At 68.1% G+C, this 13,087-nt stretch carries 12 protein-coding genes and 1 tRNA gene; 6 read left to right on the top strand and 7 right to left on the bottom strand.

Annotation, left to right across the window (positions count from 1 at the left end; all coding sequences use genetic code 11):
* Positions 1 to 128: 128 nt before the first annotated feature.
* Positions 129 to 1,112 carry a Nif3-like dinuclear metal center hexameric protein gene (locus QWJ39_RS09595; protein WP_290257576.1) on the bottom strand — a complete coding sequence of 328 codons (984 nt, stop codon included), beginning with the start codon at positions 1,110 to 1,112 and terminating at the stop codon, positions 129 to 131.
* Positions 1,113 to 1,230: 118 nt separating this feature from the next.
* Here QWJ39_RS09595 and msrA point away from each other — a divergent pair, with 118 nt between their 5' ends.
* The 3 genes from msrA (at position 1,231) to epsC (ending at position 3,433) form a co-directional block, all read left to right on the top strand.
* Positions 1,231 to 1,812, top strand: coding sequence for a peptide-methionine (S)-S-oxide reductase MsrA (gene msrA, locus QWJ39_RS09590; RefSeq protein ID WP_290257574.1), 582 nt, complete (start codon positions 1,231 to 1,233; stop codon positions 1,810 to 1,812).
* Between the two features lie 67 nt (positions 1,813 to 1,879).
* Positions 1,880 to 2,815, top strand: coding sequence for a cysteine synthase A (cysK, locus tag QWJ39_RS09585; protein WP_290257572.1), 936 nt, complete (start codon positions 1,880 to 1,882; stop codon positions 2,813 to 2,815).
* A gap of 33 nt (positions 2,816 to 2,848) precedes the next feature.
* Positions 2,849 to 3,433: a serine O-acetyltransferase EpsC gene (gene epsC / locus QWJ39_RS09580; protein ID WP_290257571.1), complete on the top strand. Its 585-nt coding sequence runs from the start codon at positions 2,849 to 2,851 to the stop codon at positions 3,431 to 3,433.
* A 61-nt stretch (positions 3,434 to 3,494) separates the two neighbouring features.
* On the opposite strand, the gene gndA is transcribed toward epsC, so the two are convergent.
* Positions 3,495 to 4,931, bottom strand: a complete 1,437-nt coding sequence (gndA, locus tag QWJ39_RS09575) for an NADP-dependent phosphogluconate dehydrogenase (RefSeq protein WP_290257570.1) — start codon at positions 4,929 to 4,931, stop codon at positions 3,495 to 3,497.
* Between the two features lie 136 nt (positions 4,932 to 5,067).
* Here gndA and QWJ39_RS09570 point away from each other — a divergent pair, with 136 nt between their 5' ends.
* Positions 5,068 to 5,808, top strand: coding sequence for an FCD domain-containing protein (locus tag QWJ39_RS09570; protein WP_290257569.1), 741 nt, complete (start codon positions 5,068 to 5,070; stop codon positions 5,806 to 5,808).
* 163 nt (positions 5,809 to 5,971) lie between these two features.
* Here QWJ39_RS09570 and QWJ39_RS09565 read toward each other — a convergent pair whose 3' ends face one another.
* The 5 genes from QWJ39_RS09565 to QWJ39_RS09545 form a co-directional block, all read right to left on the bottom strand.
* Entirely contained in the window at positions 5,972 to 6,262 is a 291-nt protein-coding gene (locus tag QWJ39_RS09565) for a hypothetical protein (RefSeq protein ID WP_290257568.1), read from the bottom strand.
* Between the two features lie 152 nt (positions 6,263 to 6,414).
* Positions 6,415 to 6,487, bottom strand: a tRNA-Val gene (locus tag QWJ39_RS09560).
* Between the two features lie 100 nt (positions 6,488 to 6,587).
* Entirely contained in the window at positions 6,588 to 7,508 is a 921-nt protein-coding gene (locus tag QWJ39_RS09555; RefSeq protein ID WP_290257567.1) for an NAD-dependent protein deacetylase, read from the bottom strand.
* A complete protein-coding gene (locus QWJ39_RS09550) occupies positions 7,505 to 8,017 on the bottom strand; it encodes a peroxiredoxin (protein WP_290257566.1) in 513 nt (170 codons plus the stop codon). The genes QWJ39_RS09555 and QWJ39_RS09550 overlap by 4 nt, the downstream gene beginning before the upstream one ends.
* A gap of 44 nt (positions 8,018 to 8,061) precedes the next feature.
* Positions 8,062 to 8,481, bottom strand: a complete 420-nt coding sequence (locus QWJ39_RS09545) for a DUF3052 domain-containing protein (protein WP_290257565.1) — start codon at positions 8,479 to 8,481, stop codon at positions 8,062 to 8,064.
* Positions 8,482 to 8,888: 407 nt separating this feature from the next.
* On the opposite strand from QWJ39_RS09545, the gene aceE reads away from it, so the two are divergent.
* Both aceE and QWJ39_RS09535 read left to right on the top strand, forming a co-directional pair.
* Positions 8,889 to 11,642 carry a pyruvate dehydrogenase (acetyl-transferring), homodimeric type gene (aceE, locus tag QWJ39_RS09540; protein ID WP_290257564.1) on the top strand — a complete coding sequence of 918 codons (2,754 nt, stop codon included), beginning with the start codon at positions 8,889 to 8,891 and terminating at the stop codon, positions 11,640 to 11,642.
* Between the two features lie 164 nt (positions 11,643 to 11,806).
* Positions 11,807 to 13,051, top strand: a complete 1,245-nt coding sequence (locus tag QWJ39_RS09535) for a helix-turn-helix domain-containing protein (RefSeq protein WP_290257563.1) — start codon at positions 11,807 to 11,809, stop codon at positions 13,049 to 13,051.
* Positions 13,052 to 13,087: the final 36 nt, after the last annotated feature.

The raw sequence follows: 13,087 nt of genomic DNA, 5'->3' as shown, positions 1-13,087 counted from the left end.
CCTCCGAATGTCTGTCGTCCGGCCGTGCCGGGCACCTGAACGGCGCTCCCTCGACTCTAGCGCGTGGCATGCCCTGCGCTCACCCGGGGCTCCCCGCACGCCGGGCCCAACGCAGACCTCAGCCGGACTCAGCCGGGAGTGAGGATGAAGTCCCACGGGTCGCTGTTGGTGGTGCTGACCCGGATCTCGACGTCGTGGCCCTGGTCCGCCAGGACGTTACCCAGCGCCTCGGCCGCCGCCGGCAGCCAGAGCCATTCGCTGGCGAAGTGCGAGACGTCGATCAGGTAGGGGCGGTCGTTAAGCGCGGCCTCGCGGGCCTCGGAGGCAGGGTGGTGGCGCAGGTCGGCGGTGACATAGACGTCGGCGTTGCTGGCCCGCACCTGATCGAAGAGCGAGTCGCCGGCCCCACCGCAAACCGCCACCCGGCGCACCAGGCCGTCGCGGTCGCCGGAGACGCGGACACCGCCGGCGACGGCGGGCAGGATGCCGAAGACGCGGGCGGCGAAGTCACCCAGGGTCTCGACGTCGGCGAGGTCGCCGACCCGGCCGATGCCTTCCTCCGGGAGCCCGTTCGCCGCCTGGGTCAGGGGCCGGACGTCTTGCAGGCCGAGCGCGTCAGCCAGCACGTCGGAGACACCGCCCACAGCGGAGTCGCCGTTGGTGTGCACGGTCAGCAGCGCGGTACCGGTTTCGATCAGGCGGTGCACCGCCCGGCCCTTGGGTGTGTTGGCCGCCACGGAGGTCACGCCCTTGAGCAGCAGGGGGTGGTGGGTGATGAGGAGTTCCGCTCCCCACTCCACGGCCTCCTCGATCACTTCGAGGGTGGGGTCGACGGCGAAGAGCACGCGGGTGACCGGCGCGGACGGGTGTCCGGCCACCAGGCCCACCTCGTCCCAGCCTTCGGCCAGGGATTCGGGCCAGAGTTCCTCGACGGCCACCTGGACGGCGCCGAGGGTGGCGCCGGTGTCCCCGGCGTCGTCGGTCTCATCGGCGCCCGCCGCCTCGGCGGTTCCTGCTGTGTCAGGGGTGTTCCCGGTGCTTCCCGTGGGAGCGGCATCGTCCGGGGCGGGGCCGGCGGGCGGGGCTGAAGCGTCCGTATCCTCTGGTTCCATACCCACATTCTTACCCTATTGACCGTCCGGGACGCCCTGCGGGAATGATCCGGACGGTTCATCCATTGAACAAGGAGGATCCCGTACGGACGATCCCGCACGGGCCGAAAGGAACAGCATGCAGGAAACCAAGACAGGAGAACGCGTGGACACCGACGTCGTGAACGGCAGCAGTGAACGGACCTTTGTGTTGGGTGGCGGCTGCTTCTGGTGCCTGGACGCCGTGTACCAGAAGACCCGGGGCGTGACCTCGGTGGTCTCGGGCTACACCGGCGGTCACGACCGCAACCCCGACTACTACTCGGTCTGCTCCGGGACCACCGGCCACGCGGAAGTGGTGGCGGTCAGCTTCGACGAATCCGTCATCCCGGCGGAGGTCATCCTGGACATGTTCTTCGCCCTGCACGATCCCACCACGCTGAACCGGCAGGGCTACGACGTCGGCACGCAGTACCGCTCGTCCATGTTCTACGAGACCACGGAGGAGAAGATCTTGTTCGAGGAGGCGATCGAGCGGAATCAGGAGCTGTGGGCCAACCCGATCGTCACCGAGGTCAGCCGGCTGCCGGTCTTCCACGTGGCGGAGGATTTCCACCAGGATTACTTCGCGAAGAACCCGGACCAGGGCTACTGCCAGGTGATTATCAACCCGAAGCTGGCGAAGGCAAGGAAATATTACTCCGCATGGCTTAATGCTTAGCCGGGCTTCTCGCGCCCTCAATAAGCTGACCCTAGAATTCCCTCCTCACAGATAGGCACATTTCCCCATGGCACGAATCTATGACGACGTAACCCAGCTTGTCGGCGGCACCCCGCTGGTCCGCCTGAACCGGCTGTCCGAGGGCCTGGACGCAACCGTGGCCGTGAAGCTGGAGTTCTACAACCCGGCCAACAGCGTCAAGGACCGGATCGGCGTCGCCATCATCGACGCCGCGGAGAAGTCCGGCGCCCTCAAGCCCGGCGGCACGATCGTCGAGGGCACCTCCGGCAACACCGGCATCGCCCTGGCCATGGTCGGCGCGGCCCGCGGTTACAAGGTCATCCTCACCATGCCGGAGACCATGTCCACCGAGCGCCGCGTCATGCTGCGCGCCTACGGTGCCGAGATCGTCCTGACGCCGGGTTCGGAGGGCATGCGCGGCGCCGTCGAAAAGGCGCAGGAGATCGTCGCCAACACCGAGAACTCCATCTGGGCCCAGCAGTTCGCCAACGAGGCCAACCCCGCCGTCCACCGCCGCACCACGGCCGAGGAGGTCTGGGAGGACACCGACGGCAAGGTGGACATCTTCGTCGCCGGCGTCGGCACCGGCGGAACCGTCACCGGCGTCGGCCAGGTCCTCAAGGAGCGCAAGCCCGGCGTGCAGATCGTCGCCGTCGAACCCAAGGACTCCCCCATCCTCAACGGCGGCGCCCCCGGCCCGCACAAGATCCAGGGCCTGGGCGCGAACTTCGTCCCCGAGATCCTCGACACCACCATCTATGACGAGGTCATCGACGCCTCCCTCGAGGACTCCGTCCGGGTGGCCCGGGACCTCGGCGGCAAGGAAGGCATCCTCGGCGGCATCTCCTCCGGTGCGATCGTCTGGGCCGCGCTGGAACTGGCCAAGCGGCCGGAGAACGCCGGTAAGCTGATCGTTGCCGTGGTCTGCGATTTCGGGGAGCGCTACATCTCCACCGTGCTGTACGACGACATCCGCGGCTGACCCTAACGCGGCCGCATTCTCAGAAAGAATTTTGTGGGCTTTTTCGCACGACTCAAGGAAGACCTCGACACCGCCCGGTCCCACGACCCGGCGGCGCGGGGCTCTTTCGAAAACTTCTTCGCCTACTCGGGGCTGCACGCGATCTGGGCCCACCGGCTCACCCACCGCTTGTGGCAGAACCCGTCGCTGCGGTTCCCGGCCCGGCTGATCTCCCAGCTGGCCCGGTTCATGACCGGCATCGAGATCCATCCGGGCGCCACGATCGGCCGGCGGTTCTTCATTGACCACGGCATGGGCGTGGTGATTGGCGAGACGGCGGAAATCGGCGAAGACGTGATGATCTACCACGGCGTCACCCTCGGTGGTCGCTCGCTGGCGAAGATCAAGCGGCACCCCACCATCGAGGACCGCGTCGTGATCGGCGCCGGCGCCAAGGTCCTGGGCCCTATCACCATCGGCCGGGACAGCGCCATCGGCGCGAACGCCGTCGTGGTCAAGGACGCCCCGGCCGAATCGATCCTGACCGGCGTGCCCGCCACCTGGCGGCACCGCGACGCCCAGCGCGAGACCAAGAAGGCCGTCGACCCGGCCGAGTACCTGATCGAATACCGCATCTAGGGTTAAACCACTGCGGCCGCCGCCCCGGAAGTCCGGGACGGCGGCCGCAGCCGTTTAAGCGCTAGTGGGTGTCGACGGCCTCAACCTCGGACTTGTCCTCGCCCCACAGGGTGTGGAACGTGCCCTCGGCGTCGACGCGGCCGTAGGTGTGGGCGCCGAACAGGTCGCGCTGGCCCTGGATCACGGCGGCCGGCAGGCGCTTGCGGCGCAGGCCGTCGTAGTAGGCCAGCGAGGAGGAGAACACCGGCACCGGGATGCCCAGCTGCACCGCGGTGGCCACCACGCGGCGCCACGCCGGCAGGGCGTCGGCGATCGCGGCGGTGAACGCGGGGGCGAAGAGCAGGTTGGCCGGCTTCTCATCGGCGGAGTACGCCTTGGTGATGTCCTTGAGCAGTTCGGCGCGGATGATGCAGCCGCCCCGCCACAGGGAAGCGATCTCGTCCAGCTTCAGCTCCCAGCCGTATTCCTTCGCGGCGGAGGTGAGCATGTCCAGGCCCTGCGCGTAGGAGACCAGCTTGGAGGCGTAGAGCGCCTGGCGCACGTCCTCCACAAAGGTCTCGGGGACCTCGACGTCGGCCTCTCCCCCGGCGAGCAGCTCCTGGGCCAGCTTCCGCTGGCCGGCCTGGGAAGACAGCGCCCGGGCGAAGACGGACTCGGCGATGCCGGAGACCGGGGACCCCAGCTCCAGGGCGGAGATGACCGTCCAGCGGCCGGTGCCCTTCTGGCCGGCGGCGTCCACGACGACGTCGACGAACGGCTTGCCGGTTTTGGCGTCGACGTGGCCCAGGACCTCGGCGGAGATTTCAATCAGGAAGGAGGCAAGGTCGCCCTTGTTCCATTCGGCGAAGATCTTGGACTGCTCGGCCGGTTCGATGCCCGCGCCGGAGCGGAGCAGGTCGAAGGCCTCGCCGATGACCTGCATGTCGGCGTACTCGATGCCGTTGTGGACCATCTTGACGAAGTGGCCGGCGCCGTCGGTGCCGATCCAGGCGCAGCAGGGCTGGCCGTCCACGTGGGCGGAGATCTTCTCCAGGAGCGGGCCGAGGGCCTCGTAGGACTCCTTGGAGCCGCCGGGCATGATCGAGGGTCCGTTGAGGGCACCCTCCTCGCCGCCGGAGACGCCGATGCCGACGAAGTGCAGGTCCTTCTTGGCGAGGGCGGCCTCGCGGCGGCGGGTGTCCTCATAGTGCGAGTTGCCGGCATCGATGATGATGTCGCCGGGTTCGAGCAGCGGCTCAAGCTGTTCGATGACGGAGTCGACCGGCTTGCCGGCCTTGACCATGATCAGGACGCGGCGGGGCTTCTCCAGCGAGTCAACGAGTTCCTGCAGCGTTTCGGTCCGGACGAAGTCGCCCTCGGAGCCGTGCTTCTCAAGGAGCGCGTCGGTCTTTTCCACCGAGCGGTTGTGGAGGGCGACCGTGAAGCCGTTACGGGCGAGGTTACGGGCGAGGTTTGCCCCCATCACCGCAAGGCCGGTGACACCGATGTGTGCTGACATCAAATCTCCAATTCATTGGGTGCAACGAGTGCAGTTGGCTGGCCGAAGACGGCGCCTCCTAGACAGTCTATGATTTTCGGCCGGGACCGCGCCCGTTCGCGGCTCCTGTGACGGGCACGCCACTATGCTTACGACTATGTCGACCAGCCTCCACCATCAAGCCATCGAGCATCTGGGAACCCGGATTGTCAGGGGCGAGCTCCCGACCGGCCACGTGATGCTCGCCGAGCACCTGGAGGACGAACTCAAGGTCTCCCGCTCCGTGGTCCGCGAGGCGGTCCGGGTGCTGCAGTCCCTCGGCCTGGTCGAGACCATCAAGCGGGTGGGGATCCGGGTGCTGCCGGCCAACCGCTGGAACCCGTTCGACCCGTCCGTGATCCGGTGGCGCCTGGCCGGCGAGGGCCGGGGCGCCCAGCTCCGCTCGCTCGCGGAGCTGCGCACGGCGGTGGAACCCGTCGCAGCCGAGCTGGCCGCGGCCAACGCACCCGATGACATCCGCAGCGAGCTGGTGGAAATCTCCCACGCCATGCGGGAAGCGGGCGTGGCCGGGGACGTCCCGAGGTTCCTGGACCTCGACATCAGGTTCCATTCGCTGCTGCTCACGGGGTCCGGGAACGAGATGTTCGCCAATCTTGTGGGGCAGGTGGCGGAAACGCTGACCGGGCGGACCATGCACGGGCTGATGCCCGACCATCCGCAGACCTACGCGCTGCAGTGGCACGTGGATGTCGCGGAGGCCATCGCCACCGGCAACGGGCCGGCGGCGCGGGAGGCCTCGGACAAGATCATGCGCGAGACCATCGCGGACATGGAGCCGAGCTGGCGGGACCAGCCCCGGTTTCGTCCCCGTCCGGCCGGCCTGATCCGGGGCCGGTGACCGGCCCCGCGAATTAGTCCCGACACTGGGCTAATTCAACCGCTTTCAGTTTCACATTTCGTCTCATTTCCGGTATCTTTTTCTCAAGCCCTCCACCGCGGCATCCCCCAATAGCCGCGGTGGAGGGCTTTTCCAATGCCCGGAAATCGGCCCGGAACAGGCCTCACGCCGCGTCGGCCACCAGGTCCCTGAGCCGCCACCCGCCGCCGAGGCCGTCGCGGATCAGTTCCATGGTGGTCAGCGCCGATCCGGCATTGCGGCCCAGCCGCGCCTGGACCTGCCAGACTTCCACGTCCACCCGGCCGAGGCCCCGCGGCATCCGCCGCTCTGCCTCCCACCAGCTCACCCGCTCGAACCAGCGGACCGGGTCCGCGCCGATGATCCATTCCCGGCCGCCGCGGATCACGGTGTGGGGGCGCCCGTCCGGGCCGGCTGTGACGAGTACGTGTTCCATGCCGCTGACGCTATGGCCAGGCACCGACATTTATCCGGGACCGGCCGCCGTGGTTTACGGCCTGACCTCCACCGGTCCCCCGGGCCGGGCCGCAGGCAAAGAAAAACCCCGCCGCGGCTGCCTTGCGGCTCCCGCGACGGGGTTCATGACGGTGGGTCCTACCGGGATCGAACCGATGACATCCACGGTGTAAACGTGGCGCTCTACCAGCTGAGCTAAAGACCCATCACGCCGGTTTCCATGCCTCGGCACGTCAACCAACGAACATTGACCTTACCCGAAACGCGGGCTCCGGCGCCAATCGGCGCGGCCACGGAACGCCGGGTCAGAGGGCGGGGAGCTCGGCCTCGAGCCAGGTCAGGGACTCGCTGACGCCGGCCTCCAGCTTGATGGTCGCCAGATCGTCGCCGCGGGTCTGGCCGCGGTTGATGATCACGACCTCCTTGCCCTGCTTGACGGCGTGGCGGACGAAGCGCAGCCCGCTCATCACGGTCAGCGAGGAACCGGCCACCAGCAGCGCGCCGGCGGAGTCCACCATGGCGTAGGAACGCTCCACCCGGTCCTTGGGCACGTTCTCGCCGAAGTAGACGAAGTCGGGTTTCAGGGTGCCGCCGCAGGCCGGGCAGTTAGCGACAACGAACTCGCTGATCAGCGCCTCGTCCTCCACGGTGGCGTCCGCATCCGGAGCGGCCTCCACCACGCCGCCGGCGAGGGCGGCGTCGAGGAATCCGGGGTTGAGTTCCTCCAGCACCCCGGCCAGCAGGGTCCGGCTGTAGCTGCGGCCGCAGGCCAGGCACACCACCCGGTCGAAGCGGCCGTGCAGGTCCACGACGTTCCGGCTGCCGGCATCCTCGTGCAGCCGGTCCACGTTCTGGGTGATCAGGCCCGTGAGCAGCCCGCGCCGCTCCATCCGGGCCACGGCCGTGTGGCCGTCGTTGGGGTCGGCCCGGCGGAGATGGGACCAGCCGATATGGTTCCGGGCCCAGTAGCGCTGCCGGTTATCCGGCGACCCGATGAACTCCTGGTACGTCATGGGCGCGCGCGGCGCCGCACCGGGGCCGCGGTAGTCGGGGATGCCCGAGTCGGTACTGAGACCGGCGCCGGTGAGCAACGCGAAGCGTTTCCCCGCGAGGACCCCGTGGATCTCCTGCAGGACCTCAAGTTCGTTGCGGGCCGGCTCCGCGGGCGTGACGGGGGGCAGGCTCGCAAATCCCGTCATCCCCACCCCGGGCCGCCGCTGCCTCATGCCGTTTCCGGTCCCCGGCTGTAGGACGGGTCTGGGGAGGGGGCGGGGGAACCGCCGGACAGTTCCGCGAGGGCCGCCCGGTAACCGGCGAAGTCACGCGCCTGGCCCCGGGGATTGACCACGACGTACCGGACAGTGCCGGCCGCGTCGATGATGAACGTCCCGCGCAGGGCCATGCCGCTCTCCGGGTCGAACACCCCGTACCGCTCCGCCACCGCTCCGTGCGGCCAGAAGTCCGCCAGCAGGTCGAAGCTGTAGCCCTCCTTCTCGGCGTAGGCGCGCTGGGCGAACTTGCTGTCCACCGAGATGCCCAACACCACGGCGTCGGCGTCCTCGAAGACGGCCAGGTTGTCCCGCAGTTCGCACAGTTCGCCCGTGCAAATGCCGGAAAAGGCGAACGGGAAGAACACCAGCACCACGGTGCGGCCCCGCAGTTCGGAGAGCCGGACCGGCTCGCCGAACTGGTTGACCAGCTCGAAGTCCGGGGCCGGCTGCCCGACGGCGGGCACAGTATCTGGCTGCCGTGCGGGAGCCTGCACCGGCGCGGAACCGGTCACTTGTTCTTCCGGGTCACCAGCCGGGTGGCGCTCCAGTCCTGGGAGACGCCGGCGGAGGTGGTGCAGTGCAGGCCGGCGGTGGGCGCCGCTTCCTGCAGTTCCGAGGGCGAGACATAGCCGGTGCGGCCCTTCTTCGGGGTCAGCACCCAGACCACACCGCCGTCCGTCAGCGAGGTCAGGGAGTCCACCAGCGTGTCCACCAGGTCGCCGTCACCGTCGCGCCACCAGAGGATGGCCGCGTCGACCACCTCGTGGTCGTCCTCGTCGAAGATCTCCGACCCGGTGAGGTCCTCGATGTCATCACGCAAGTCGAAGTCGACGTCGTCGTCGTAACCGAACTCCTGAATCAGATCCCCGTTCTTGAAACCCAATCTTTCCGCCACATTTACCGAAGTGGCGGCGTCGGCCTCGCTCACGTGCTGCTCCTATGCTGTTGATGCGTCTGTTGGTGCCTGCCGGCAGAATGCCCGCTGTGTCCGATAGTGACACATTCCTTGGTGCTAGTGATTTCCATTACTCCAAGCCAACACCCTTTGTGCGTCCGCTTCAAGCTGTGGGCCCCGCGATCCGCCATATTCTGCGTCACACCGGGGCGGCGGCGGCTACGCATCCGCGGACGCGCAAGGCTAGAGTGGCTGATGACGACCATGCCTGCGCGGACAACCGACCGCTCCCACTGTCAGGCCTGGTTGTGATTGGACCAAGCCCGGCGTACAGGACCGGGCTGCTGTTACCGATATGTCGCACACGTCGCGTTCACGCCAGGCAGTCACCCTGCCCGGAGCTGAGGGTGCCGGTGAATGCGCTCAAAGAGAGGTTGGACGTGGCTGCAGGAGAAGATACCTCCCATATCCTCAGCGGGTTGACTAACCAGCTGCCTGATCGTGATCCGGAAGAGACCGCCGAATGGCTGGAGTCCCTGGACACCCTGATTCAGGAACAGGGCACGGAGCGTGCCCAGTACATCATGCGCAGCCTGCTTCAGCGGGCCGGCGCCCAAAGCGTGGGCGTGCCGATGGTGACCACCACGGACTACGTCAACACCATCCCGGTGGACCAGGAAGCCCCGTTCCCCGGCGATGAGGAAATCGAACGCAAGTACCGCGCCTGGCTGCGCTGGAACGCCGCGATCATGGTGCACCGCTCGCAGCGGCCCGAAATCGGCGTCGGCGGCCACATTTCCACCTACGCCGGTGCCGCGACCCTCTACGAGGTCGGCTTCAACCACTTCTTCCGCGGCAAGGACCACCCGGGGGGCGGCGACCAGGTCTTCTTCCAGGGCCACGCCTCCCCCGGCATGTACGCCCGCGCCTTCCTCGAGGGCCGGCTGAGCGAGGAAGACCTCGACGGCTTCCGCCAGGAGAAGTCCAAGGAGGGCCACGCGCTCTCCAGCTACCCGCACCCGCGCCTGATGCCGGAGTTCTGGGAGTTCCCCACCGTCTCCATGGGCATCGGCCCGATGAACGCCATCTACCAGGCACAGTCGAACCGCTACCTGCACAACCGCGGCATCAAGGACACCTCCGACCAGCAGGTCTGGGCGTTCCTGGGCGACGGCGAAATGGATGAGCCGGAATCCCGCGGCCTGCTCCAGCTCGCCGCGAACGACAAGCTGGACAACCTCAACTTCGTCATCAACTGCAACCTGCAGCGCCTCGACGGCCCGGTCCGCGGCAACGGCAAGATCATGCAGGAACTCGAGGCCTTCTTCCGCGGCGCCGGCTGGAACGTCATCAAGGTCGTCTGGGGCCGCGAGTGGGACAACCTGCTCGCCAAGGACGACGACGGCTCCCTCGTGAAGATCATGAACGAGACTGTCGACGGCGACTACCAGACCTACAAGGCCGAGTCCGGCGGGTTTGTCCGCGAGCACTTCTTCGGTAAGACCCCGCAGACCAAGGACATGGTCGCGGATATGACGGACCAGGAAATCTGGAACCTCAAGCGCGGCGGCCACGATTACAACAAGGTCTATGCCGCGTACAAGGCCGCCACCGAGTTCAAGGGCAAGCCGACGGTCATCCTGGCCCACACGGTCAAGGGCTACGGCCTGGGCACCCACTTCGAGGGCCGCAACGCGACCCACCAGATGAAGAAGCTCACCCTGGCGGATCTGAAGGCCTTCCGCGACCACCTGCGCATCCCGATCACGGACGACCAGCTCGAGGCCGACCCGTACCAGCCGCCGTACTACCACCCGGGTGCGGACTCTCCGGAGATCAAGTACCTGATGGAGCGCCGCCAGGCCCTGGGCGGTTTCGTGCCCGAGCGCCGGTCCAAGCACACCGACGTCACCCTGCCGGGCGACAAAGCGTACGAGGTCGCCAACCGCGGCTCCGGCAAGCAGCTCGCCGCCACCACCATGGCGTTCGTCCGGCTGCTGAAGGACCTGATGCGGGACAAGGAATTCGGTTCCCGGATCGTGCCGATCATCCCGGATGAGGCCCGTACCTTCGGCATCGACGCGTTCTTCCCGACCGCGAAGATCTACAACCCGAACGGCCAGAACTACCTGTCCGTGGACCGCGACCTGGTCCTCGCGTACAAGGAGTCGATCGCCGGCCAGATCGTGCACGCCGGCATCAACGAGGCAGGTTCGGTCGCGGCCTTCACCGCCGCCGGCACCTCCTACGCCACCCACGGCGAGCCGCTGATCCCGATCTACGTCTTCTACTCGATGTTCGGCTTCCAGCGCACCGGCGACTCCTTCTGGGCCGCCGCCGACCAGATGACCCGCGGGTTCATCATCGGCGCCACCGCCGGCCGCACCACGCTGACCGGCGAAGGCCTGCAGCACGCCGACGGCCACTCCCCGATCCTCGCCGCCACCAACCCGGCCGTCGTCACGTACGACCCCGCCTACGGCTACGAGATCGGCGTCATCATGCGTGACGGCCTGAACCGGATGTACGGCCCCGGCCCTGCGGATAACGACCCGTCGCGGAACGTCATGTACTACCTGACGGTTTACAACGAGCCGATCTCGCAGCCGGCGGCCCCCGCCGAGCTCGATGTCGAGGGCATCGTCAAGGGCATCTACCTGCTGGCGCCGGCCAAGATCGACGGCCCCCGCACGCAGATCCTCGCCTCCGGCGTGTCCGTGCCGTGGGCCCTCGAGGCCCAGCGCGTGCTGGCCGAGGACTGGGGCGTTTCCGCCGACGTCTGGTCCGTCACGTCCTGGACCGAGCTGCGCCGCGACGCCATGGCCGCCGAGGAAGAGGCCTTCCTCAACCCCGGCCAGCCGGCCCGCGTGCCGTTCGTCACCGAACAGCTCGCCGGCGCCACCGGCCCGATCGTCGCGGTCTCGGACTACATGAAGGCCGTCCCGGACCAGATCCGGCAGTTCGTCCCGAACGAGTTCGCCTCGCTCGGCGCCGACGGCTTCGGTTTCTCCGACACCCGCGCCGCGGCACGCCGCTTCTTCAAGAACGACGTGCACTCGATCGTGGTCCGCTCGCTGCAGATGCTCGCCCGCCGCGGCGAGGTCGACGCGCAGGCCCCGGCCCAGGCGATCGAGAAGTACCGGCTGCTCAACGTCAACGCCGGCACCACCGGCAACGCGGGCGGCGACTCCTAGGAGTCACCCGGCCGGACCGGAAAACACGACGACGGCGGTCCCCACGGTGTGGGGGCCGCCGTCGGGCTTTAACCACGGCGGTCGCGCCGTGTGATCCAGCGCAAAGCGAGTTGTAGCCTTCGCACAAATGGAGCTTGTCAGGCGGCCGCCGTATGCTCGTTGTCATGGCAGAGCCCACCCCCACCCCCGCGCAGCGCAAATCCGCCGCCCGGACCCTGTCCCCGGAGAAGGCCGAGACGCTGAAGAAGCTCCGCTCCAGCGTCGGCCAGCTCTCCACCACCACGCTGCGGCGGCTGGAATCCTCACTGCCCTGGTACAGCCGGCTGAACTCCGACGAACGCTCCGCGCTCGGCATGGTGGCCCAGAACGGCATCGCCGCCTTCGTCACCTGGTTCGAACGGCCCAGCTCGCCGTCGTGGATCCTCTCCGACGTCTTCGGCACCGCCCCCACCGAACTGACCCGCTCCATCAGCCTGCAGAAGGCGCTCCAGCTGATCCGGATCGTGGTGGAGGTGGTCGAGGAGCAGGTCCCGATCATCGCCCCCGAGGCGGACCAGGCCGCCCTGCGTGAGGCGGTGCTCCGCTACTCGCGCGAGGTCGCCTTCGCCGCCGCCGACGTCTACGCCCGCGCCGCGGAGACCCGCGGCTCCTGGGACACCCGGCTGGAAGCCCTGATCGTCGACGCCATCCTGCGCGGAGAGAACACCGACGCCCTGCGGTCCCGGATCGCGGCCCTGGGCTGGAAGGCGCAGGAACGCTTCACCGTCATGGTGGGCAATTCGCCCTCGGAACCCAGCGCCAGCTACGTCAGCGAGCTGCGCCGCACCGCCGGCCGGTTCGCCGAGGACGCTTTGGTGGGAATCCAGGGCGACCGGCTGATCCTGATCCTCGGCGGCGTGCAGGACCGGGAGACCGCCTGCCAGAAACTCAGCGAACTCTTTGCCCCCGGTCCCGTCGTGTACGGCGCCGAGGCAGCCTCCCTGCCGGAGGCCAGCAGCTCCGCCCAGTCCGCCTTCGCCGGCCTCACCGCGGCCCGCGCCTGGCCCTCGGCCCCCCGCCCGGTGGCCGCGGACGACCTGCTGCCGGAGCGGGTCATCTCCGGCGACGACGCGGCCCGCCGATCCCTGGTGAAGAACATTTACCGGCCCCTCCTGGCCGCCTCGAACGGGCTGGTGGAGACCTTGGGGACCTACCTGGAACTGGGTCATTCGCTCGAGGCCACGGCCCGGGAATTGTTCGTCCACGCCAACACGGTCCGCTACCGGCTCAAGCGGGTCTGCGACGTGACCGGCTGGGATCCGCTGATCCCGCGGGAGGCGTTCGTGCTCCAGGCGGCCCTCGTGGTGGGGCGTCTCTCCACCCCGCCGAAGCCCGCCGTGGAGCGTCAGCCATCCCGTAACGGCGGCTGAGAGGTTGTAGACTTCCTACAAACTGACCCAGTGAGC

The sequence above is a fragment of the Arthrobacter sp. YD4 genome, from assembly GCF_030410515.1.
Taxonomy (GTDB): Bacteria; Actinomycetota; Actinomycetes; order Actinomycetales; family Micrococcaceae; genus Arthrobacter.
This window is presented reverse-complemented; position numbering and strand designations above follow the sequence as displayed.